This is a genomic window from Nocardia sp. CA-151230 (assembly GCF_050942175.1).
In the GTDB taxonomy this organism is placed as follows: domain Bacteria; phylum Actinomycetota; class Actinomycetes; order Mycobacteriales; family Mycobacteriaceae; genus Nocardia.
Genome location: NZ_CP192061.1, coordinates 7342032 through 7364616, shown reverse-complemented (window position 1 = coordinate 7364616; position 22585 = coordinate 7342032). Strand labels below are relative to the sequence as shown.

General features: G+C 68.3%; 23 protein-coding genes. 15 read left to right on the top strand and 8 right to left on the bottom strand.

The window, feature by feature from the left end; translation table 11 throughout:
• Together ACQP1O_RS34665 and ACQP1O_RS34660 are read left to right on the top strand one after the other, a co-directional pair.
• Positions 1–501, top strand: coding sequence for a VOC family protein (locus ACQP1O_RS34665; RefSeq protein ID WP_433562573.1), 501 nt, complete (start codon positions 1–3; stop codon positions 499–501).
• A complete protein-coding gene (locus ACQP1O_RS34660; protein WP_433562572.1) occupies positions 498–1955 on the top strand; it encodes an FAD-binding protein in 1458 nt (485 codons plus the stop codon). The genes ACQP1O_RS34665 and ACQP1O_RS34660 overlap by 4 nt, the downstream gene beginning before the upstream one ends.
• On the opposite strand, the gene ACQP1O_RS34655 is transcribed toward ACQP1O_RS34660, so the two are convergent.
• Positions 1931–3106: a DUF4132 domain-containing protein gene (locus ACQP1O_RS34655; RefSeq protein WP_433562571.1), complete on the bottom strand. Its 1176-nt coding sequence runs from the start codon at positions 3104–3106 to the stop codon at positions 1931–1933. The genes ACQP1O_RS34660 and ACQP1O_RS34655 overlap by 25 nt on opposite strands.
• Before the next feature lie 157 nt (positions 3107–3263).
• Between ACQP1O_RS34655 and ACQP1O_RS34650 the strand changes: the two genes are divergently transcribed.
• Entirely contained in the window at positions 3264–5375 is a 2112-nt protein-coding gene (locus tag ACQP1O_RS34650) for a prolyl oligopeptidase family serine peptidase (protein ID WP_433562570.1), read from the top strand.
• A 23-nt stretch (positions 5376–5398) separates the two neighbouring features.
• Here the strand turns inward: ACQP1O_RS34650 and ACQP1O_RS34645 are convergent, their stop codons facing one another.
• Both ACQP1O_RS34645 and ACQP1O_RS34640 read right to left on the bottom strand, forming a co-directional pair.
• Positions 5399–5998 carry a TetR/AcrR family transcriptional regulator gene (locus ACQP1O_RS34645; protein WP_433562569.1) on the bottom strand — a complete coding sequence of 200 codons (600 nt, stop codon included), beginning with the start codon at positions 5996–5998 and terminating at the stop codon, positions 5399–5401.
• Between the two features lie 130 nt (positions 5999–6128).
• Positions 6129–6749 (bottom strand): TetR/AcrR family transcriptional regulator, encoded by a 621-nt coding sequence (locus ACQP1O_RS34640; RefSeq protein WP_364608066.1) that lies wholly within the window; start codon positions 6747–6749, stop codon positions 6129–6131.
• Positions 6750–6824: 75 nt separating this feature from the next.
• On the opposite strand from ACQP1O_RS34640, the gene ACQP1O_RS34635 reads away from it, so the two are divergent.
• The 4 genes from ACQP1O_RS34635 to ACQP1O_RS34620 all read left to right on the top strand — a co-directional run bounded on the left by ACQP1O_RS34635 (position 6825) and on the right by ACQP1O_RS34620 (position 10643).
• The gene (locus ACQP1O_RS34635; RefSeq protein ID WP_433562568.1) at positions 6825–8168 is read left to right on the top strand and encodes a DUF3533 domain-containing protein; all 1344 of its coding nucleotides are present in this window, start codon (positions 6825–6827) and stop codon (positions 8166–8168) included.
• A 117-nt stretch (positions 8169–8285) separates the two neighbouring features.
• Positions 8286–8972, top strand: a complete 687-nt coding sequence (locus ACQP1O_RS34630) for a GAF and ANTAR domain-containing protein (protein WP_433562567.1) — start codon at positions 8286–8288, stop codon at positions 8970–8972.
• Positions 8973–9083: 111 nt separating this feature from the next.
• Complete coding sequence (locus ACQP1O_RS34625; protein ID WP_433562566.1) at positions 9084–9794, top strand: GAF and ANTAR domain-containing protein; 711 nt, start codon at positions 9084–9086, stop codon at positions 9792–9794.
• 333 nt (positions 9795–10127) lie between these two features.
• The gene (locus ACQP1O_RS34620; RefSeq protein WP_433562565.1) at positions 10128–10643 is read left to right on the top strand and encodes a sigma-70 family RNA polymerase sigma factor; all 516 of its coding nucleotides are present in this window, start codon (positions 10128–10130) and stop codon (positions 10641–10643) included.
• 18 nt (positions 10644–10661) lie between these two features.
• Here ACQP1O_RS34620 and ACQP1O_RS34615 read toward each other — a convergent pair whose 3' ends face one another.
• The 5 genes from ACQP1O_RS34615 to ACQP1O_RS34595 form a co-directional block, all read right to left on the bottom strand.
• The gene (locus tag ACQP1O_RS34615; protein WP_433562564.1) at positions 10662–12212 is read right to left on the bottom strand and encodes an MFS transporter; all 1551 of its coding nucleotides are present in this window, start codon (positions 12210–12212) and stop codon (positions 10662–10664) included.
• Positions 12213–12287: 75 nt separating this feature from the next.
• Positions 12288–12683, bottom strand: a complete 396-nt coding sequence (gene mscL, locus ACQP1O_RS34610) for a large conductance mechanosensitive channel protein MscL (protein WP_433562563.1) — start codon at positions 12681–12683, stop codon at positions 12288–12290.
• Between the two features lie 239 nt (positions 12684–12922).
• Positions 12923–13288, bottom strand: coding sequence for a hypothetical protein (locus ACQP1O_RS34605; protein WP_433562562.1), 366 nt, complete (start codon positions 13286–13288; stop codon positions 12923–12925).
• Positions 13289–13441: 153 nt separating this feature from the next.
• Entirely contained in the window at positions 13442–14740 is a 1299-nt protein-coding gene (locus tag ACQP1O_RS34600) for a D-arabinono-1,4-lactone oxidase (RefSeq protein ID WP_433562561.1), read from the bottom strand.
• Between the two features lie 33 nt (positions 14741–14773).
• Positions 14774–15448: a TetR/AcrR family transcriptional regulator gene (locus ACQP1O_RS34595; RefSeq protein ID WP_354840671.1), complete on the bottom strand. Its 675-nt coding sequence runs from the start codon at positions 15446–15448 to the stop codon at positions 14774–14776.
• Between the two features lie 118 nt (positions 15449–15566).
• On the opposite strand from ACQP1O_RS34595, the gene ACQP1O_RS34590 reads away from it, so the two are divergent.
• The 8 genes from ACQP1O_RS34590 (at position 15567) to ACQP1O_RS34555 (ending at position 22583) form a co-directional block, all read left to right on the top strand.
• Entirely contained in the window at positions 15567–17063 is a 1497-nt protein-coding gene (locus tag ACQP1O_RS34590) for an MFS transporter (RefSeq protein ID WP_433562560.1), read from the top strand.
• Positions 17064–17206: 143 nt separating this feature from the next.
• A complete protein-coding gene (locus ACQP1O_RS34585) occupies positions 17207–17461 on the top strand; it encodes a hypothetical protein (RefSeq protein WP_433562559.1) in 255 nt (84 codons plus the stop codon).
• A gap of 195 nt (positions 17462–17656) precedes the next feature.
• Complete coding sequence (gene crcB, locus ACQP1O_RS34580) at positions 17657–18088, top strand: fluoride efflux transporter CrcB (RefSeq protein WP_433562558.1); 432 nt, start codon at positions 17657–17659, stop codon at positions 18086–18088.
• On the top strand, positions 18081–18425 hold the full coding sequence (locus tag ACQP1O_RS34575; RefSeq protein ID WP_433562557.1) for a DUF190 domain-containing protein: 345 nt from the start codon (positions 18081–18083) through the stop codon (positions 18423–18425). The genes crcB (ACQP1O_RS34580) and ACQP1O_RS34575 overlap by 8 nt, the downstream gene beginning before the upstream one ends.
• The gene (gene crcB, locus ACQP1O_RS34570; protein ID WP_433562556.1) at positions 18422–18784 is read left to right on the top strand and encodes a fluoride efflux transporter CrcB; all 363 of its coding nucleotides are present in this window, start codon (positions 18422–18424) and stop codon (positions 18782–18784) included. The genes ACQP1O_RS34575 and crcB (ACQP1O_RS34570) overlap by 4 nt, the downstream gene beginning before the upstream one ends.
• A gap of 47 nt (positions 18785–18831) precedes the next feature.
• Positions 18832–20472 (top strand): phosphoglucomutase (alpha-D-glucose-1,6-bisphosphate-dependent), encoded by a 1641-nt coding sequence (gene pgm / locus ACQP1O_RS34565; RefSeq protein WP_433562555.1) that lies wholly within the window; start codon positions 18832–18834, stop codon positions 20470–20472.
• Between the two features lie 77 nt (positions 20473–20549).
• The gene (locus tag ACQP1O_RS34560; RefSeq protein WP_433562554.1) at positions 20550–21773 is read left to right on the top strand and encodes an MFS transporter; all 1224 of its coding nucleotides are present in this window, start codon (positions 20550–20552) and stop codon (positions 21771–21773) included.
• A 72-nt stretch (positions 21774–21845) separates the two neighbouring features.
• Positions 21846–22583, top strand: a complete 738-nt coding sequence (locus ACQP1O_RS34555) for a DsbA family protein (protein ID WP_433562553.1) — start codon at positions 21846–21848, stop codon at positions 22581–22583.
• Positions 22584–22585 lie beyond the last annotated feature (2 nt).

Genomic DNA, 22585 nt, shown 5'->3' with positions numbered 1-22585 from the left:
GTGGACAGCACAAGTGTGGCCCGCGGCCCGGTCACCCAGATCGCCTGGGTGGTCGGGGACATCGCGGCCGGTGAACAGTTCCTGAAGACCACCATGGGCGCAGGCGGCTGGATGCGCATGCCCGAGGTCCACTTCGGGCCCGAGAGCTGCGTCTACCGTGGCGAACCCGCCGACTTCACCGCGCACATCTCGCTGTCCTACAGCGGCGACATCCAGCTCGAACTCATCCAGCCGGTGCGCGGCCGCTCCATCTACACCGAATTCCTCGAACGCGGCGGACCCGGCCTGCACCACGTCTGCCTGGAACCCGACGACTTCGACGCGGCGCTGAAAGACGCCGCGGCGCAGGGGATCCCGGTCGTGCAGCAGGGTGATATGAGCGGGCAGATGCGTTTCGCCTACCTCGACGGCGCCGCCTCGGGCGTGCCGTTCATCGAACTCGCCGAGATCGGGCCGAATATGCGGCTGTTCTTCGAGCAGATCAAGAAGGATGCGCAGTGAGCACACAGATCCCGGAAACCCTTGCGGCGGCGTCGATTACCGAGTGGTCCGACGAAGTCGACGTGGTCGTGGCCGGATTCGGCATCGCGGGCGGCTGCGCGGCGGTCGAGGCGGCGGCCAACGGGGCCCGCGTGCTGGTCCTGGAGCGGGCCGGCGTCGCGGGCGGCACCACCGCGCTGGCTGGCGGGCACTTCTACCTCGGCGGCGGCACCGCCGTGCAGCGGGCGACCGGCCACGACGATTCGGCCGAGGAGATGTACAAGTACCTGCTGTCGGTGGCGCGCGATCCCGAACCGGACAAGATCCGCGCCTACTGCGACGGCAGCGTCGAGCACTTCGACTGGCTGGAGAGCCTGGGCTTCGAATTCGAGCGCAGCTACTACCCGGAGAAGGCGGTCATTCAGCCCGGCACCCAGGGGCTGATGTACACCGGCAACGAAAAGGTATGGCCCTACCGGGATCAGGCGACACCCGCGCCGCGCGGGCACAAGGTTCCGGTGCCCGGTGACACCCAGGGCGCGGCCATGATCATCGAGCTGCTGGTGAAGCGGGCCGCCGCGCTCGGCGTCGAGGTGCGGTACGAGACCGGAGTGAGCAATCTGATCACCGAGGCCGACGGCAGTGTGGCCGGCGTGAGCTGGAAGCACCTCGGCACCACCGGTGCGGTGCGGGCGAAGTCGGTCGTGCTCGCCGCCGGCGGCTTCGTCATGAACACCGACATGGTGGCCGAGCACGTGCCGTGGCTGACCGAGAAACCCTTCGTGCTGGGGACGCCCTTCGACGACGGGCTGAGCATCCGGCTCGGCGTCTCGGCAGGCGGCGTGACCCGCATGATGGACCAGGCCTTCGTCACCGCGCCCGTGTACCCGCCCGCGAAACTGCTGACCGGAATCGTGGTGAACCACCGGGGCGAACGCTTCGTCGCCGAGGATTCCTATCACGCTCGGACCTCCGCCTTCGTGCTCGATCAGCCCGGCGCGGTGGCCTATCTGATCGTGGACTCCGAGCACATGGAACGGCCCATGTTCCCGCTCGCGCCGTTCATCGACGGCTGGGAGACCGTCGAGGAGATGGCGGCCGCGCTCGGAATCCCGTACGAGGCACTGCGATCCACCCTCGACCGATACAACGAGAACGCGGCTCGCGGCGAGGATCCCGATTTCCACAAGGCGGCCGAATGGCTCGAGCCGCAGGATCACGGGCCGTGGGCGGCCTTCGACCTGACCCTGGGCAAGGCGCTGTACGCGGGCTTCACTCTCGGTGGTCTGCGCACCTCGGCCGACTCGGAAGTACTGCGGGACAACGGATCAGCGATTCCAGGGCTCTACGCGGCGGGCGCGACGGCCTCCACCCTGGCCCAGGACGGCAAGGGCTATTCCAGCGGCACGCAGCTCGGCGCGGGTTCCTTCTTCGGCCGCCGCGCCGGACGTCACGCCGCCAGCCGCTCCAGCTGACGGATCAGTTCCGAGGCGGTGACGGCATCGAACGACCCGAACGTGCCGCCCCGGAGCTCCACCGCCAGCACCCGCTGGAGCTCGGGCTCGTAGCGATAACCGCCCGCGAGCCCGGGGTCCAGGGCGACGGCCACCTCCCGGGACGGACCGAATCGGCGATACAGGAGCTCCCCTGACAACTCCCAGCCCAGCTGTTGCAGTCCGAACACCCGATCGGTGCGGACCTGGCGATCGGTGAAGCGGGACAGGCGATCCGCTTCCGCCTCTTCCGGCGTGAGGGCGTACGTGGGTCGGTCCAGCTGCTCGAACGGCTGGCGTAATCGGTTGCCGGCGAACGAATTCCGCCATGCCGCGAGGGATGACCCGAGGTGCAGCGGGTGGGCCACACCCACCAGCGTCTCGCGCGGCAGCTCGACGGGCCCGTCGTCCACGGCCCGGAGCACGCCCTCGGCATCGATCCGGAACGTGCCCGTCACGGCGCCGCGGCCGTCGAAGCTCGCCCACACCAGCCGCCGGGCCAGCTGACCGAGCGCGGGATCCTCGAGCACCAGCCGCCGGTGAGCCGCGGCCCGCCACCGCCGGCCGTCCACCATGGCCGCCTCCAGTCGCCGAATCTGGTCGGTGGTCACCGATTTCGGGTCAGCGGGGGTGTGCGATGTGTCCCCGCCGGGAGAGGGCGGTTGTGCACCGAGCCGGGCATGCACCCGGAGACTCAACGTCTCCGCGGCGGCCTCGGGCTCCTCGCCGGGCACGGTCGCCCGCAGCCACGGTGTCATCCGTCCCGCGCGCGGTTCCGGTTCCTCGACGCGCAACCCCCGCCGTGTCTCGGCGACCGCGGCCGTGAACGCGTACCCGTGCTCGTTCATCCAGCTGTCGATGAACCGGTCGATGAACTCCTGCTCTCGCTGTGCCCCGGTCCGATACGCGATCGCCGCCTGCTGAGCGATGGCGAATACCACCGCCGCGCCCTCCGGGGTGACCGTCCCGGCGGGGTCGGCGGCGTATTCCGCTGCGGCATCGGCGAATTCGTCCAGTCCGTCCAGCCGGGCCGCGGTCAGCACGGTCTCCACCGCTCGACGGTGCCGGCGCAGGAATTTCCGCACCGCCGTGGTGGCGTGCGGATCGGCCCAGCGCCTCTCCTCGTCGGTCATGCCCGTGATCTTGCCGCCCGGCACCGACAGGTCGTCGGCAGGAGGCGCAGACAGGTTGTCGGCAGGCGGGCACCGGCAGATTGTCGGTGGGCGGCGGTAAGGTGGCTCGCTGACGCCCCGATCGGGGTCGCCTCGTGATCATGGGATGGGGGATTTCATGGTGGGGAGCAAGAGCGGAATCCGGGCCGCCCTGGCGGGTCTGGCGGTGGTCCTGCTGGCCGCGTGCGGGGGATCGAGCACGGCGAGCGACCCGTATCGGTGGCTCGAAGAGCTGGACAGTCCCCGTGCGCAATCCTGGGTGGCGGCCGAAAACACGAAGACGCTCGGCGTGCTGGAACAGGATCCGCGCTACGCCGACAATCTGGCCCAGGCGAAGGCGCTGGCGAATGCGGCGGATCGCCTGCCGGTGCCGGAGTTCCACGACGGGATGATCGGCAACTTCTGGCAGGACGCCGACCATCAGCGGGGCATCTGGCGGGAGACGACGGTCGCGGATTACGAATCGCCGCAACCACAGTGGCGCACCGTCCTGGATCTGGACGCCCTGGCCCGCGACGAGGGCAGGAACTGGGTGTGGAAGGGCATGTCCTGCGACCCGGTCACCCATCGGCGATGCATGGTCGAGCTGTCCGAGGGTGGCGAGGACGCCGTCACACTGCGCGAATTCGACCTGGGGACAGGGACGTTCGTGGCCGGCGGGTTCGTGCTCGACCGCGGCAAGCAGTATGCCGCCTGGGTGGACACCGACACGCTGCTGGTGTCGCGGGAATGGCAGCCGGGCGAGAAGACCACCTCGGGCTATCCGTACGTCGTGAAGCGTCTGGGGCGCGGGCAGGCGCTCGACCAGGCGGTGGAGATCGCCCGCGGCAGCCAGGGTGATGGGCTCGCCACCGCGGCGGTGCTGCTGGACAACGGGACCGGGCGGCGGATGAACCTGGTGGAGCGGCGGCCGTCGTTCTACGAGTCGGAGGTCAGCCTGCTCGGCGGCGCGCGGCCCATGCGGCTGGGGCTTCCGCCCAAGTCCGGGCTCGAGGGCATGGTCGGCAATCGGGTGCTGGTTGCGCTGCAACAGGATTGGACCACCGGCGGTGCCACCTTCAAGTCCGGCTCACTGGTGTCCCTCGACGCCGACGACCTGACCGCGCACCCGGATCAGCCGAAGGCCACCCTCGTCTACGAACCCGGGCCGCAGGAGACCCTCGAAGGGGTCATGACGACCCGGGACCACGCGGTGGTGACCTCGCTCTACGACGTGAAGGGCCGCGCCGCCGTCTACACCCCGCAGCCCGATGGCGGCTGGACGTCCGCACCGGTTTCCCTGCCCGACAATGCGACCGTCTCGGGCGTGGACGCCGATTCCCAGGGCGAGACGGCCTACCTCTCGGTCACCTCGATGCTCACACCGGCCACCATCTGGCGCCTGGACACCGCGACCGGCGGGCTGAACCAGGTGAAAGCCGCACCGGCACGGTTCGATTCGACCGGGTTCGTGGTGGAGCAACTGAAGGCCACCTCGCCCGACGGGACCAAGGTGCCCTACTTCATCGTGCATCCGGCCACGCTGCCCTACGACGGCAGCACCCCGACGATCCTGTGGGGGTACGGCGGCTTCGCCTCCTCGTCCACGCCCGGCTACAACGGGCTGCTCGGCAAGTCGTGGCTGGAACACGGCGGCGCGTATGTCATCGCGAACATCCGCGGCGGCGGCGAATACGGGCCCGCCTGGCACGACGCGGCCCTGAAGACGCACCGGCAGAAGGCCTTCGACGACTTCGCGGCCGTGGCCGACGATCTCGTCGCGCGCAAGATCACCTCGCCGCGGCGGCTGGGGATCCAGGGCGGGTCCAATGGCGGGCTGCTCATGGGTGTCGAATTCACGCAGCATCCGGAACTGTGGAGTGCGGTGGACATCCAGGTTCCGCTGCTGGACATGGTCCGCTACGAGCAGATCGCGGCGGGCGCGTCCTGGGTGGGGGAGTACGGATCGGTGGCCGATCCGGACGAACGTGCCTTCCTCGCGTCCATTTCGCCGTACGCACAGCTGAAGAAGGGCGTGAAGTACCCCGAGCCGCTGATCTGGACGACCACCAGGGACGACCGGGTCGGGCCCCAGCACGCGCGCAAATTCGCCGCCCGACTAGCCGAATTCGGCGATCCGTACCTGTTCTACGAGGCCACCCAGGGCGGCCACGGGTCCGGCGCGAACAATGACGAGAAGGCGCACACCAGCGCGCTGGAGTACACCTACTTCATGCGGCAGTTGATGTGACCGGCTCGGTGTGAAGTGACCGCCTAGGCCGGATCCCGCACGATGAGCGAAACCGCCATCGGGACGAGTACTTCCACCAGGTCGCTCACCGGCGGGCGCGGTTCGGACATCAGCCACTCGTGGGCCAGGCCGTTGATCGCGCCGATCAGGGCGCTGCCCGCAAGTTCGCCCGCGCCGCGCACGCGCGCGCCCGATCCGGCCAGCGGTTCCACCGCCAGATGCAGGGTGGCGACCCAGGCGTGCCGCCGATCGCGCCGGTGCTGCTCCATGCGCTCGCTCACGCCGACGACCTCGACGAAGGCGACCTTGGCGCGGTGCGGGTCGGTGCCGATCGAGCCGAGGAAGGCCGAGAGGGCCCGCGTCACCGTGTCGGTCGGGTCCGGGTCCGGTCCCATGGCGCTCAGGGCCGTGGCCAGCGCGGCGCCGGCCTGGTCCTGGATCTGGTCGTATGCCGCGACCAGCACGTCCTCGCGGGTCTGGAACTCCTCGTAGAACTGGCGTTTGGACAGTCCGGCGGCCGCGCACACATCGGCCAGCGAACAGTTGGCATAGCCGCGCTCACCGAAAATCTGGATGGCCGCGTCGAGGAAGCGCTGCCGGCGCTCGGCTTTTCGTTCGGTCACGGCGCGTCCGCCGTACTGCCTGCCTTCGATCGTCACTGTCGTTTCTCGATCGCCACGCCTGAAAGGTTACGGGTGCGGGCTCACGGATTCCGGTTCGCGGACCTCCGCAGCCCGGTTCGCGGACGCGGCGTCAGCGTCGCGGACGCAAACCGTTCATCATGTGGGTGACCATCTCGTCGAAGAGACCGTCGGCCTCCTCGGCGTCGACCAGGCCCGACCCCATGATGGCGGCCAGCCCGTGCAGCGCGGCGACCGCAGACAGACAGATGCGGCGCGCGTCGCCGGGCACCACCTCGCCGCTCGCCTGCGCATCGGTGACCATTTCGATCGGCACGGTGAAGGCGCGCGCGGCGGCCTCGCCGATGGCCGGAGTCGCGCTGTTCTTGCGCGCGAACATGAGTGCCAGTAGTGCCGGATTGTCGATGGCGAAGCGCAGATAGGTATGGGCCATGGCGCGCAGGCGCTCCAGGAAGGCGCCGGTGGCTGCGGCCTTCTCGAATCCGGCTCCGAGCCGCTCGAATCCGGCTACGGTCAGCGCGTCCAGCAGTGCCTGTTTGTCGCGGAAGTGCCGACTGGGCGCGGCGTGGCTGACGCCGGTGTCGCGGGCGAGCTGCCGCAGCGACAGGCCGTCGACACCCGCGCCGCGCAGGGTCTCCTCGGCGCGCCGGAGTAGTTCGGCGCGCAGGTCCCCGTGGTGGTAGGACCGCGCGCGCTCCACCACCTCGCGGGCTTTGCGCTTGGCGATGCTCATGGTGAGAGCAGGATATCGGACACACTCGGGGATGTTGGCGTTGACTACTTTGTTGTCGCTGCCTACATTCGTCGCATGGCGAATGACAGTGCCTCCCCGACCGGCCCGGAGGCCACGGTGACCCCGGCGGCGACCCCGGCCCGGCGGGCCGTGCCGCTGCGCGGCTGGATCGGCCCGATGCTGGTGCTCACGCTGCTCGCGGCGCTGATCGGCACCATGTACCTCGGCTATACCTCCGACCCGGAGAAGAACCTGCACGACTTCCCGGTCGCCCTGGTCAATCAGGATGTGGGCGACGTGATGGACGGCAAGACCCTCAATGTCGGCGACCAGATCACCGGCGCGCTGACCGAGCAGATTCCGAAGGACAAGATCGATCTGCGGCTGGTCGGCATCAACGACGCCCGCCAGCAGCTGAGCAACGGCCAGATCTACGGCGCCATCATCATCCCGAGCGACTTCACCAAGCGGCTGTCCATTCTGGCGGCGGCCTCGGTGGTCCCCGGCGACGTGGAGCGCCCGGTCATCACGGTGCAGACCAATCCGCGTGCGGGCACCTACGCGTCCTCGATCATGCAGCGCATCACCGATCGGGCCATGGCGCAGGTCAATACGACCGTCGGCGCGCAGCTCACCGATCAGGTGAAGGCCAAGCTGGCGCCCAAGGCAGGTGCTCCCGCAACCGAATTATCCGGCGCGGCACGGCTGCAGCTGGCCGAGCCCATCGACGTCGTGGTCAGCCCGTACCGGCCGCTGCCCGCGGGCACCGGCCAGGGCCTGTCGGCCTTCTTCTACACCCTCGTGCTGCTGTTCGCGGGCTTCAGCGGCGCCATGATCATCCACTCCATGATCGACAACGTGCTCGGTTACGTCCCGGCCGAATACGGCCCGTGGTTCCGCGCGCCGGAGCCGGCGTCCATCAGCCGCTGGCGCACCCTGCTGGTGAAGTGGGCCATCACCGTCATCACCGCGCCGGTCCTCTCGGGCATGTTCATGGGCATAGCGAGGATCTTCGGCATGCCGATCGACCAGCCGCTGCCGCTGTTCCTCTACGGCACGCTGGCCATCATCGCGGTGGGGGTGACCGGGCTGTCGGTGCTGGCGGCCTTCGGCACCGCCGGCCTGCTGATCAATATGATCGTCTTCGTGGTACTGGGCCTGCCGTCCTCCTCGGGTTCGATTCCGGTGGAGGCGATTCCGCGCTGGATCGCGGCGCTGTCCAGCTTCGAGCCCATGCACCAGATCTACCTGTCGGTGCGCGCCATCCTGTTCTTCGACGGGCACCTGGAGGCGGGTCTGAGCACCGGTATCTGGATGACGGTGTTCGGCCTGACCCTGGGTCTGGTGCTGGGCGCGGTCGCCACCCACACCTACGACCTGCGCGGCCTTTCCCGGCTCGGTGTGGCCTACCAGCCCTGACCACCGTCCGCCACAGTGACTTTCGGCCCTGTTCGTTGTCGAGCCGCGACGGTGATACTGGCCCCGGGCACCGAATTACTCATCGCCGGGCGATGATTGTGGGGCGGTTCGATGGTGATGGCTTCGTCGCAGTTCGATCAGCTGACGGGACAGTTCCTGCGCGCTGTGCGTGATGCCGGCGGCGGTCTGGGCGCGGTGTGCACCGCGTGTGTGCGGGTGCTGCCGGTCCGGCGCGCGGCCATCGTGCTCGAGGAATGCGACGCCGGCATGCAACCCTGGTGCGCCAGTGACGGATTCGCCGAGCAGGTGGAGCGGGCGCAGGCCACCGCGGGGGAGGGGCCCGCGGTGTCGGCGGTGGCCGACGGGATGCCGGTGCTGGTGACCGATCTGAGCACGGACTGCGAGCACTGGCCCGGGTTCGCCGAGGCGCTCTCGGGGGAGCCGGTGTCGGGTTCTCTGTTCGCGGTACCTTTGCGGCTGGGCATGATTCGGCTCGGCGCGGTGGATCTGTACCGCGATTCGGTCGGGCGGCCGGGGCCGCGACTGCTGTCGGCGGCGCTGCACATCGCGGATCTGGTCACCGCCAGTCTGGTACTGGCCACCGGCGACGACGCCCGGCAGTGGGCGCAGCCGTTGTCCAGCAGGTGGATTCACCAGGCAGCCGGGATGACCAGCGCCCGGCTCGGGATCGAGATCGCCGACGCCTATGCACGCCTGCGCGGATACGCCTTCACCCATGGGCTTTCCCTGGTGGAGGTGGCACGGCGGGTGGTGGAGCGCGAGATTCGGATCGAAGCCGAATGAGCGCAACTGTTCCGCAGCACCCCGCCCGGCAAATACCATGAGCTGACGGCAAGAGCGGCACAGGAAGACTTTCATGGCGGGCGCCCCGGCGTTGGCCGAGGGGTGATCACGGTGTCCGACAGTGAGTTGCTGGTGGCGGTGCTGGCCAGGTTCGCGCGCCTGCTACCGGCGGCAACCGAACTGCCCCATATTCTGGACGAATTGATGCACAGTGCCATCGATGTGCTGGAACCGGGCGGTGTGACGGTGGCGCTGTCCCCGAAACTGCGGGGTGACCGGTCGGAACTCTTCGGCGGCATCCCCGAGGAGCTGCTGGATCTCGAGGTCTGCCAGCACGATCACGCTCGCGGACCCGGCGTGGTCGCCCACGCCTGCGGCGCGCCGGTGACCGTCACCGATATCGGTAGCTACGGCGATGTGTGGCCGGAGTACACGAGTCTGGCCGGGCGGCACCGGATTTCCTCGGTGGCCGCCGTCCCCATGCGCCTCGACGACACCGAAGCCGGTGTGCTGAGCCTGTATTCGCGCGACCCTCGGCACTGGACCGGCAAGGACCTCTCGGTCGCCACCCTGCTGGCGGGCATGGCCACCGGCCACATCGTCACCGCCAACCTGGTGCAGCGCCAGCAGCGGGTGACCGAGCAGCTACAGCACGCCCTCACCACCCGCATCGTGGTGGAACAGGCCAAGGGCGTGATCGCGCACGCCCACCACACCACCCCCGATGCCGCCTTCGCCCTCATTCGCGCCCACGCGCGGCGCAATCGCGTCACCGTGCACGCGGTCGCGCACGGCATTGTCGAACTGGGCCTGCGGATTTGATCGGCGAGGAATTCGCGCGCATTGCCCGGAATTCAATCCCCGAAAATAGATCCCGGCGGTAACGGGGTGTTCGTGGAGTAGCCTGGAGAGTTGGCGGAACCGAAAGCCCCTGTCCCCGGCCGGTTTCCGTTCGCGGTTGGCGACCGTCCCAGTCCTCGACGGCTCGTTTCGGCAAGTCTGTGCTCGCTTTCCGTCGACCTGGGGGAAATCGTGAATTCCTCACGTGCACCGCAATATTCCGCTGCCCACCCGGCAACCCACTCGCATCCCAGCCCATCCATCCGTCCCGCCGCGTCCCGATCCAACCGGCGCGGTAGTGAATTCGATCAGCTCGTGCGCCGCATCGGCGCGGGCGATCGGGACGCCTACGAGGAGCTCTATCGCCGCACCCGCGGCCTCGTCTACTCCCGAGTCCTGAACATCGTGTGCGACACCGGATATGCCGAGGAGACCTGTCACGAGGTCTACCTGCAGGTCTGGCGCAGCGCCGCCGCCTTCGACCCGGCCCGCGGCAATGCTCTGACCTGGCTCACCACCTTGGCCCACCATCAGGCGGTGGACCGGGTGCGGCGCGAATGCAGTGCGGCCGGGCACGAACACCGCTGGGGCGTCTGCGATTACCGGCCCGCCATCGATGTGGTGGCCGAGGAGATCCTGCGCCGCCACGACGAGCGGGCCATCCGTCGCGGCCTGGCAATGCTCACCCCCTACCAGCGCGAGTCGGTGGTGCTGGCCTTCTACGGTGGCCTCACGTACCCACAGGTCGCGGCACAGCTGGGCATCGGGCTGCCGGCGGTGAAGGCGCGCATCCGCTCGGCGCTCGCCCAGCTCAAAGTATCACTGGCATAACGGGATACGGCGTGTCGATCAGTGTGCGGCGGTGGCCTTGAAGCCGCGCGGAACCAGAATCACGGTGAGCACCGCGACCGTGCCCACCATGGCGGTCGAGATCCAGGAGGTGGTGGTGAGCGCGGCATCGTAGGCGTGCTGGGCGATCCGCAGCACCTCGTCACCGGTGGGCCCGCCGATCTTCTCGGCGATGTAGGCCGCACCGCCCACCGAGCCGCGCGCCTCGGCCAGATCATCGCCCTGCAGCGGCAATCCGGTCATGTGGCCGGTGAACAGACGACCGTGAATGCTGCCGAGCAGCGCGACGCCCAGGCCGATGCCCAGCTCGTAGTTGGTCTCCTCGACCGCGCCCGCCTGCCCGGCGCGCTCGGCCGGCACCGCCGATACCAGCACGGCGGCCGCGGTGGTGATGGCGATGCCGTCACCGATGCCCAGGCACACCAGCACCAGCGCGACGATCGGATAGGTGGTGTCCGGCGCCGCCGCCAGCACCGCGAAACCCGAGGCGAGCGCGCCCAGGGCGACGCCCATCAGTGCGCGCACGCTCACGTGCTGCATGAGCCACGGGGTGGACAGCGAGCCGAACAGTGTGGCCAGCGCCGCGGGCAGCGTGCGCATGCCCGCCTGGGAGGGCGAGTAGCCGTGAATGTACTGCAGCCACAACGAGATCAGGAACAGTGCCGCACCGATGGCCAGCATGGCCAGCAGGGTGGCCAGCGCCGCCGCGGTGAACGCGCGATTGCGGAACAGCCGCACATCCAGCAGCGGATCCGGCGACTTCAGCTGCCGATAGGCGAACAGCCCCAGCAGGATCACCGAGGCGGCCATGATCACCAGATCGATCGGGGCCGGATTGCCCTTGGCCACATGCTTGATGCCCCACGCCAGCGCCACGACGCCCAGCACCGACAGCGCCGCGCTCGCCCAGTCCAGGCTGCCGTGCTGCGGCGCCTTGTATTCCGGTAGCAGCCACAGTCCGGCGGCCACCGTGATGATCACCACCGGCACGTTCAGCCAGAAGGCCGCCGACCACCCGAACGCCTCGACCAGGTGGCCGCCGACCAGCGGGCCGATGGCCGCGCCCGCACCGGCCACCGAGGCCCAGATGCCGATGGCCAGCGTGCGTTCCCGGTCATCGGAGAAGATATTGCGGATCAGCGAGAGTGTGGACGGCATCACCATGGCCCCGCCGACGCCCAGCAGTGCGCGTCCCGCGATGAGCTGCGCGGGGGCGTGCGCGGTCGCCGCCACCACCGAGGCCAGGCCGAAGAGCACGAAGCCGGACAGGAACAGCCGCTTGCGGCCGTAACGGTCGCCGATCGCGCCGCAGGTGATGAGCAGACCGCCCAGCACCAGGCCGTACAGGTCGACGATCCAGAGCTGTTCCATCGGAGTGGGCGCCATGTGATCGATGAGCGACGGCAGCGCGACATTGAGGATGGTCGCATCCATCGCCACCAGCAGCAGGCTCGCGCACAGCACGGCGAGCATGGCCCACCGGCTCGCCGGCGCGGGCGCCACCCGGTCCGTCAGGTCGTCCGACTGTTCCCGGGATGGGATGCGGCCCACGTCTTCCGCCTCCTCGGCTAGGCATAGGTCAAGCTTCTGGCAACAACCTGGCTAAGCCTACCCGGGGTGTGCTGCTCACTTGTTCGCGTTCTGCTTCGCCAACAGGTCGCGGATCTCGGTGAGGAGCTCCAGTTCGGTGGGATCGGCCTTCACCGCGGTGGGCTTGCTGAGCCGGTTCTTCAGGGTGTTCATCGGGAGGATGAGCACGAAGTAGAGGACCGCGGCCACGCACAGGAAGTTGATGCCGGCGCTGATGATCGGACCAAGGGCGACGAAGGTGGCCGGCTTGTCGGACAGGAGCTGGAAGCCCAGGCCGTACTCCTTGTTGCCGCCGAGGGTGGCCAGCAGCGGCTCGATCACACCCTTGGTCACCGAGGTCACAATCGCGGTGAAGGCCGTGCCCATGACCACGGCCACGGCGAGATCGATGACATTGCCCCTCATCAGGAAGTCTTTGAAGCCCTTGAGCATGATGCGCGCTTAATCCAATCCGAGACGTTTTCGTTATCTTCTGAATGGGAGTTTAAGCGCTGGTCGCGGCGTGGCGCGCACATGGCACAGCCCCCTTGACGTGCATCACTCCGGATGTCGGTCGGGAGCTGGCACACAGTTGGCAACCCTACGGGGTCGTTTGGGGCGAACGAAGCTGCCGGACGAAAGCGAACAACCCCGGTTCCGGGCCGTGTGGCCCGGAACCGGGGTTGGGTGGACTACTTTCCGCCCGCCCTGTTCTTGAGGGCGGTGACGATCTCGTTGACCGCGGCGAGCACGTCCTGGGCGGCGTGGTCGAGGTTGGCGCGTACCGATTCCAGAGTGCTCTGGAGATCCTCGGGAGTGATCTTGTCGGCGAAGGCCTTTGCCATATCGGCGAGATCTGCGGCCGCGCTCTGTGCCCGGTCGGCCAATTCGGCGGCGGCTCCGCTGGCTCGCTCGGCCAGCGCTCCCGCCGCTGATTCGGCTCGCTCTCGCAGGTCGGAGGCGGTGACCCCGAGGTCGGTGGTCAGATCGTCGGCGGTGGTGCGCAGATCGTCGGTCAGGCGTTCGACCTTGTCATCGGAGTCATCATTGGTGGGCATCGTCGTGGTTCCCTACTTCGATCCGCCGCTCAGGCATCGGAACCCTCCCTACGTCGGTCACGCTCGGGCAGTTTCAGCGATCTTTCAGCAATCGATACTAGTCCTGTTTCGGTGCGCCATCTGCACTCTTTCGGTGCACGATGCCCGGCACTTTCAGTGCACGGGACCCAGGGCGCGCTCGATGTACCCGTTCGTGAAGCGCCCCTTCGGGTCGAAGCGGCGGCGGACCTCGGCGAACTTTTCCCAGTCCGGGTAGCGCTCGCGCAGGGTCTCGGCGGTCTGGAAGTGCCGCTTGCCCCAGTGCGGGCGGCCGTTATAGCGGTCGAAGACGCGTTCGCAGGCGCGGAAATACGGCTCGTAGTTCATGCTCTGGTACTGGTGCACGGCGATGTAGCAGGTCTCGCGGCCGCCGGCGGGGGAGAGGAAGGCGTCGTCGGGGGCGACCCAGCGCACCTCGATCGGCATCGGGGTGTCGAAATGCTTGGCCACCTCCTTGATCTCGCGGATGGCGTCGGCCGAATGCTCGCGTGGCAGCGCGTATTCCATCTCGGTGAAGCGGAACAGCCGGGGGCTGGCGAAGACCCGGTAGGAGCGCTCGACCTGGCGGCGGTAGCTGCCCGCGTAGGCGGCGCTGCGCTGGACCAGCGGGATCAGGCTCGGGCGGCGGCGGGTGAGCCGGCACAGCGCGTCGAAGGTGTAGTTGGTCATGAGGATGTCGGAGAACCAGTCCACGGCCTTGCCGCGCGGTTGCTCGGGCAGCTCGACCCGGTTGTTGCGCTTGGTCATTGCCAGCGGGCTGTGCGCGAACATGTAGAACTCGAAGTGGTCGTTGCCCTCGACGTAGCTGTCGAGATCGGCCAGCACCTCCTCGACCGGCACCGGCCGTTCGATGCCCTCGAGGACGAAGGACGGCACCATCTGCAGGGTCACGGCGGTGACCACGCCCAGCGCACCCACGTTCACGCGGGCGGCGCGCCAGCCGTCGGGGTCGGTCTGCTCGTTGAGTTCGACCCGGCTGCCGTCGGCGAGCATGAGCTCGACGGAATGCAGTGCGGCCGAGAGGTTCTGCAGCTTGGATCCGGTTCCGTGGGTGCCGGTCGCGGTGGCGCCGGCGATGGACTGCACGTCGATGTCGCCGAGGTTGGGGAAGGCCAGGCCCAGCGGGTGCAGCGCATTGCTGGCGGCATTGAGCGTGATGCCGGCTTCCGCCCGGACCAGCCCGGATTCGCGGTCCACATTCAGGATCCGGTCCAGCTTGTTCAGGCGCAGGAGTGTGCCGTCGGTGAGCACGGTCTCGGTGAAGGAGTGTCCCGATCCGGCGACCCGGACGGTGTGCCCGTTCGCTTCGGCCTGTGCGAGTACTGCCGCGACGTCCTCGGGCGAGCTCGGTTCGGCGATGGTCGCCGGGGTGCAGCTCTGATCCCCGGCCCAGTTCGCCCAAGAATTGGTCATGCGACCAACTTTAAACCGCGAGTGTGATGCGCGCTACCGTTTGCGCGGGGTATACGCAGCTGCCTTGGCCCGCTCCACCTCGTCCTCGGTGAGCGGCGGCTGGGCCAGCGCCAGGCGGGGCACGCCGTCACCTCGCACACCATTGAGAATCAGCGCCATGTAGCGCTCCCAGACCTGGGGATTGACCGGCCGGGCGAACCCGGCAATGCCGTCGACCATGTTCACCATGGCGAAGAAGTCGCCCGCCTCGATGTCGGGCTGCAGCACGCCCGCGTCCCTGGCGCGCTGGATGACCGCCTGCATGCCGGGCCGGATGTGATCCTTCATGGCGCAGAAGCGATCCATGCTGTCGTGCAATTCGAGGATGACCTCGCCGAATCCGCGGTTGACCGCGACGTGCCGGCACGAGTACTCGAACAGGTCGACCAGGCCCTCCCAGGGGTCCGGATGGTGCAGTGCCACATCCACGGCCCCGGCGAGTTCGGTGACCATCTGGTCGAAGACCTCGGAGATGAGCTCCTGTTTGTTGGCGAAGCGGCGGTAGACGGTGCCGACGCCGACGCCGGCGCGCTCCGCTACATCGTCGAGGGTGACCTCCAGCCCGCGATCGGCGAACAGCTCGCGGGCGGCCGCGATGATGCGCTGCTGGTTGCGGGCGGCGTCCGCGCGCAGACGCCGAGGTGGGGGCGCGGTGGTGACGTGATTCACACCCTGATCCTAACAGCAATCGGGATTATCTGGAGGACCTGTCTCCGTTTTGCTGGTAGCTTTTACCGGTAAGCGGAGATCGGTTCTCCACTAATCCTAGGGGACGAGGAAAACCACCATGACAACAGCTCTCGAGAAAGAGGTCGCGGCACCGGCCGCCGCGCCGCGGCGCGGATCGCACGCGCTGCGCTGGTGGGTGCTCGCCGTACTCGGCGTCGCCCAGCTGATGGTCGTGCTGGACGCGACCGTCGTGAACATCGCGCTGCCGCACGCGCAGGCCGATCTGGGCTTCTCCAATGGCGATCGGCAGTGGGTCATCACCGGCTACGCGCTCGCCTTCGGCAGCCTGCTGCTGCTGGGTGGACGGCTCTCCGATCTGTTCGGACGGCGCACCACCTTCATCACCGGCCTGGTCGGCTTCGCGGTCGCCTCGGCCGTCGGCGGCGCGGCCGGCAACTTCGAGGTGCTGGTCGGCTCCCGCGTCGCGCAGGGCGTGTTCGCCGCGCTGCTCGCGCCCGCCGCGCTCTCGCTGCTGACCGTCACCTTCACCGAACCCGCCGAGCGCGCAAAGGCTTTCGGCATCTTCGGTGCCATCGCCGGCGCCGGCGGCGCCCTGGGCCTGCTGCTGGGCGGCGCGCTCACCGAGTGGGCCTCGTGGCGCTGGGTGATGTACGTGAACCTGGTCTTCGCGGCCATCGCGCTGGTCGGCGCGGTGCTGCTGCTGGCCAAGCACACCGCCACCGAGCGGCCCAAGCTGGATCTGCCCGGCACCCTGGCGGTGACCGCCGCGCTGTTCGCCATCGTCTACGGCTTCTCGCACGCCGAGTCGGACGGCTGGACCAATGGCCTGACACTGTCCTTCCTGATCGGCGGCGCGGTGCTGCTCGGCGTGTTCGCCTGGCTGGAACAGCGTGTCGCGCATCCGCTGCTGCCGCTGCGCGTGGTGCTGGACAAGACCCGCGGCGCGTCCTACGTCACGGTGTTCACCATCGGCATCGGCATGTTCGCCATGTTCCTGTTCCTCACCTACTACATGCAGCAGCAGCTGGAGTATTCGCCGATCCGCACCGGCGTGGCGTTCCTGCCCATGGTCGCCGGCATGGTGGCGGCCTCCACCACCGTGCCCGCCCTGCTGATTCCGCGGGTGGGCCCGAAGGTGACCGTGGTGAGCGGATTCCTGCTCGCCACAGTGGGAATGGTGCTGCTGACCCGCATCGGCGTGGATACCGGCTACGCGAGCCACATCCTGCCCAGCCTGGTCCTGATGGGCCTGGGTCTCGGTATGGCGATGTCGACCGCCTTCAGCGGCGCGACCTCGGGCGTGCACCACAGTGACGCCGGTGTCGCCTCGGCGATGGTGAACACCAGCCAGCAGGTCGGCGGTTCCATCGGCACCGCGCTGCTGAGCACGCTGGCCTCGACGGCCTTCGACAACTACGCGTCGAGCCATGTGCCGCCGTCGCCGGCGGTGCTGGCCGAGGCCGCGGTGAAGAGCTACACCACCACCTTCTGGTGGGCCGCAGCGATCTTCGTGGTCGGCGCGGTGATCACCGGCCTGATCATGCCGAACAAGGTGCCGGTCCCCGCCGAGGGTGAACCCGTTCTGGCGCACTGAGTTCCGGACATGGAAGCGGCTCCGCTCGCGAAAGTGAGTGGGGCCGCTTCTTTTTCGGCTGACCGCGATCGGCGGCAGCTGGAGGGCGGGCCAGGCCCGCGAACCGGTCGGCGAGGTCCAGGGGGACCTTGATCGTTGCTGCCGTGTCATTCGTCGACGGGCTGGTGGATGAGCTCGGGGGCGACCTCGAGGGCATTGGTATGCAGGGTGCGGATCAGGTCCGCGGTGTTCTCGACGCCCGGGTCGAGGACGTTGTCGATATTGCGGTTCGCGCCGACCGAAATGATGTCGTCACCGTTATTTGCGGCGTCGAGATTCCCTGCGGCGTAGTAGAACCCGTCCGGGTCGGAAAACCGGGTAAATCGCCCCGGCCCGGGCGGCGGGGGTGGCAGCCATGACAGCGACCGGTACCGTATCGATTCCGAACCCTTGGACCAGCAGCTTTCTGATCGACTGCCGGACCGCCAACTTGGCTCCTCGAGGCCGGTGGGACAACTCCGGGCAAGCGGCATTATCCTCGCAGTTCCGGGCTGCTGTTCGGCTTCAACAACACGCCGAACAGCAACGATATGGCTAATTGGAGAGGAGGGGCGGTGGCGGCGAGACGCGCGGGCGTGGACACCGCCCTGCTCGGTGTCATCGCCCTGGGCGGCGCGATCGGCGCGGAAGCGCGCTACGCCGTGAGCCTGTGGGTGCCGCACCACGGCTCGATTCCGTGGCAGACCTTGGCGGTCAACGTGATCGGTTGCTTCCTCATCGGGGTACTGATGGTGTGTATCACCGAGATCTGGGTGGCGCACCGGCTGCTGCGGCCCTTTCTCGGGGTCGGCATTCTCGGCGGATTCACCACGATGTCCACCTACGCGGTGGAAGTTCGTACACTGCTCGAATCGGGCCGGGTCGGCGCCGGACTGGCCTACCTCGGGGGAACGGTGGTGACAGGACTGATTTCGGTCCTGCTGGGCGTGAGTGCGACACGATGGGTATCGGAGACGGCACGACGATTGGGGGCAGGCGATGAGTGACATGGCTCGGCAGTGGGTACCCGCGTCTCGGCTGACGGTGTTGCTCGGCGAGGACGACACCTACCGGCACCGGCCCCGCTATCACGAGATCGTGCGGCGTGCCCGGGATGCCGGATTGGCCGGGGCCAGTGTGTGGCGCGGCGTCGAGGGCTACGGGGTGTCCTCCCATATCCACACCGCCCGGCTGCTCGATCTGGCCGAGCGGCTGCCGGTGATGGTGATGATCATCGACGACACCGCTCGGCTGCGTGCCTTCGTGGAAAGCAATGCGGACCTGCTGGATTCGGTGACGGTGGCGCTCTCGCCGGTCGAGGTCTTCGCCGGAGTGCGGCGGTGACAGGGCTGCTGGTCATCCTCGGCGCGCTCTTCGGGGCGCCCGTCCGGTATCTGGTGGATCGCGCGGTGGCCTATCGATTCGATAGTGTTCTCCCCCTGGGCACACTGGCGGTGAACATGGGCGGTTCGGCCGTACTGGGCGCGTTGATCGGTGCGGGAGCAAATCATTGGCTCCTGGCTGCCGTGGGAACGGGGTTCTGCGGCGCGCTGACCACGTTCAGCACGTTCGGGTACGAAACGGTTCGATTGGCCGAGGAGGGCGCTTACAGCTATGCGGTGGCGAACGTCGTGATCGGCGTCGGCGCAAGCCTGGCCGCGGCCTACCTCGGTGCCTTCCTCGGGCAGTGGGTGTTGCCGTGATTCTCATGACGAGCCGGGCGCAGGCGATACGGAAGGGGGGTGCGAGCATGGCCCACGATCGAGCCGGACGACCGGCACGGGCCACGGACCTCGAGGACATCGCGCACCTGGTGACGGCCTACTACAGCCGGATTCCGGATCCGTCGGATCCCGCGCAACTGGTGTCCTTCGGCACTTCCGGGCATCGCGGGTCGAGCCTGGACTGCGCCTTCAACGAGGCGCACATCCTGGCCATCACCCAGGCGATCGTGGAATACCGTGCCTCGCGTGGCATCACCGGGCCGGTGTATCTGGCACGGGATACGCACGCGCTGTCCGAGCCCGCCTGGACCACCGCGCTGGAGGTGCTGGCCGCCAATGACGTCACCGCCGTCATCGACTCGCGCGACAGGTACACGCCCACACCGGCTTTGAGCCACGCCGTGCTGCGGCACAATCGGGGCGGGACCCGGCACCAGGCCGACGGCATCGTGGTGACGCCCTCGCACAATCCGCCGCGTGATGGGGGGTTCAAATACAACCCGCCGCACGGCGGTCCCGCCGACACCATCGCCACCGACGCCATCGCAGCGCGCGCGAACGAGCTGCTGCGCACCGGGCTCGCCGACGTCAAGCGCACCTCGCTGACGCAGGCGCTGGCCGGCAATGTCGAGCGCTACGACTACCTGGACCGCTACATCTCGGACCTACCCAATGTGCTGAACCTGGACGCCATTCGGGGCGCCGGGATTCGGCTGGGCGCGGACCCCATGGGCGGGGCCTCGGTGGACTACTGGGAGGAGATCGGGCAGCGGTACGACCTCGAACTCGAGGTGGTGAATCCGTTCGTCGATCCGACCTGGCGGTTCATGACACTGGACTCCGACGGGCGGATCCGGATGGATCCCTCGTCGCGGTACGCCATGGCCTCGCTGGTGGCGATTCGCGACGATTACGACATTTCTACCGGCAACGACGCGGACGCGGACCGGCACGGGATCGTGACTCCCGATGCGGGACTGATGAATCCGAACCATTACCTGGCGGTGGCGATCGAGTACATGATCGCCAACCGGATGGGATGGGACGCGCTCACCAAGATCGGCAAGACGGTGGTGACATCCTCCATGATCGACCGGGTGGTCGGCGTACTCGGCCGCGACGTGTACGAGGTGCCGGTCGGGTTCAAGTGGTTCGTGCCCGGATTGTTCAGTGGCAGCCTGGCTTTCGGCGGCGAGGAATCCGCGGGCGCGTCGTTCCTGCGCATGGACGGCACCGTGTGGACCACCGACAAGGATGGCATCCTGCTCGCGCTGCTGGCCGCGGAGATCACCGCCGTCACCGGGCAGAGTCCGTCCACCCGCTACACCGAACTCGAAAAACGCTACGGCTCACCCGCCTACGCCCGCGTCGACGCCACCGCCACCCCGGAACAGAAGACCCGCCTGGCGGCGTTGACGCCCGACATGATCACTGCGGCCGAAATCGCCGGCGAATCCGTCACCGGCATCCAGACCCGCGCCCGCGGCAATGGCGCGGCCCTCGGCGGCGTCAAGGTCACCACCGAGAACGCCTGGTTCGCCGCCCGCCCGTCGGGCACCGAGGACAAGTACAAGATCTACGCCGAATCCTTCCAGGGGCCGGAGCACCTCGCGCAGGTCCAGGCCGCGGCCGAGGAGATCGTCGGACACGCCCTCACGGGTGAATAGCGCGGTCTTCGATCAGGTGTGGCGAATGGATGGATTGGTGTGTGCGCCGGGCGGATCCGGGTGGGCGGTGCGTTGTGGTGAATGAGGTCGAGGGGCCGGTGGGCGGGCGGCATCGGCTGCCGGTGGAGATCTGGGTGCTGGTGGGGTCGGCGTTCACGATCGCTATCGGGTTCGGGTTGGTGGCGCCGGCGTTGCCGCAGTTCGCGCGGAGTTTCGATGTGGGGGTGGCCGCGGCCTCGTTCATCGTGAGCGCGTTCGCGTTGATGCGGTTGATCTTCGCACCGCTCGCGGGGCGGCTGCTGCAGAAGCTGGGGGAGCGGCCGGTCTATCTGACCGGGCTGTTGATCGTGGCGGTGTCGACCGGTGCGTGTGCGCTGGCCCAGAGTTATTGGCAGCTGCTGGTATTGCGGTCGCTGGGTGGGATCGGGTCGACGATGTTCACGGTGTCCTCGCTGGGGCTGGTCATCCGGATGTCGCCGCCCGCCGAACGAGGGCGGGTGTCGGGGGTGTACTCGACGAGCTTCCTGATCGGCTCGATCAGCGGGCCGCTGGTCGGCGGTGCGCTGTCCTTCCTCGGCCTGCGCGCGCCGTTCCTCATCTACTGCGTGGCGCTGCTGATAGCCAGCCTCATCGTCTATGTGGCGCTGCGGGATTCCCCGCTGGCCCTGCCGGAGAAGTCGAACGGCACGCCCGTGATGACCTTCCGCGAGGGACTGGCCCGGCCCGCCTACCGGGCCGCGCTGTGGGCAAACTTCGGCAATGGCGCAGCCGTTTTCGGTGTGCGCATGGCGCTGGTGCCGCTCATCGTGGTGGAGGTCCTGAAGCAGGACGCCGCCCTCGCAGGCGTGGCCCTGACCGCCTTCGCCCTCGGCAATGCCTCGGTCCTGTTCCTGTCCGGGCGGTGGTCGGACACGCTGGGCCGCAAGCCCTTCCTCATCGCGGGAACCCTGGTCTGCGCCGTCGGCACCGCGGGCATCGGCCTCGCCCCCACCCTCGCCTGGCTTCTGGCCGCCTCCTGCGTGGCGGGCATCGGCTCCGGCATGTTCACCCCGGCCCTGCAAGCGGCGGTCGCCGACATCATCGGCCCCGGCACCCGAGGCGGCCCGGTCCTCGCGGGCTACCAGATGTCCGCCGACCTGGGCACCTTCCTGGGCCCCTACGCCATCGGCATGCTCGCCGACCGCGTCTCCTACGGCGTGGCCCTCGGTGTAACCGGCGTCCTACTGGCCTCGGCATCGGCGGTCTGGCTGCTGGTACCGGAAACCCTCCGCCGGAAAGAACCCGCCGCGTCCGCCGTCTAGCGGGCCGGCATCAGATTTTGGTGGGGCGGGGTGGGTGTTGCTCGGGTGGGGGCGTCGGGCAGAGTGTTGCGGGTGAGCAAACCGACTTCGAATCACACACCGCGGCCGGTCTCGAGCAAGACCACCTACGCGCTGGCCGGGCTGGCCGTTGTCGTGGTCGTGGTGATCGTGGCGGCCCTCTACCTGTGGAATCGCGGCGGCGGGGACGAGGTGCGCAACGACGGATACGGTCCGGTGCACGATGCTGCGGTGTCGGTGGCGCTGGATTCCGACGGGGCCATTGTGCTGGGCAAGCCCAATGCGAAAACCATTGACATCTATGAGGATCCGCTGTGCCCGGCGTGTGGCCAGCTGGAGAAGATCTACGGGCAGGAGATCGCCCAGCAGGTCGACCTCGGCAAGATCGCGGTGCGGTACCGCCTGGTGAACTTCCTCGACTCGAAGTCGAGCAGCAAGGACTACTCCACCCGCGCCGTCGCCGCCAACGAGTGCGTCGCCCAGGCCGGTGACGGTCCGGTCTACTCGAAGTTCCACTCGCTGCTGTTCACCACCAAGCAGCCCGCCGAGGGCGGTTCCGACCACGACAACAAGGAACTGGCCGCCATCGCCAAGGAGGCGGGCGCCGGTGACGACGTCGCCAAGTGCATCACCTCCGGCGACCGCGCCGACACAGCCCGCGCCCACGCCGAAGCCGCGCTGAAGGCCCTCAACGACGCCCTCAACAATCGCGCCGCCACCCCGTCGGTCTTCATCGACGGCAAGAAGATCGACGTGAACAACAAGAACTGGGTCCTCGACGCCGCGAAATAGGC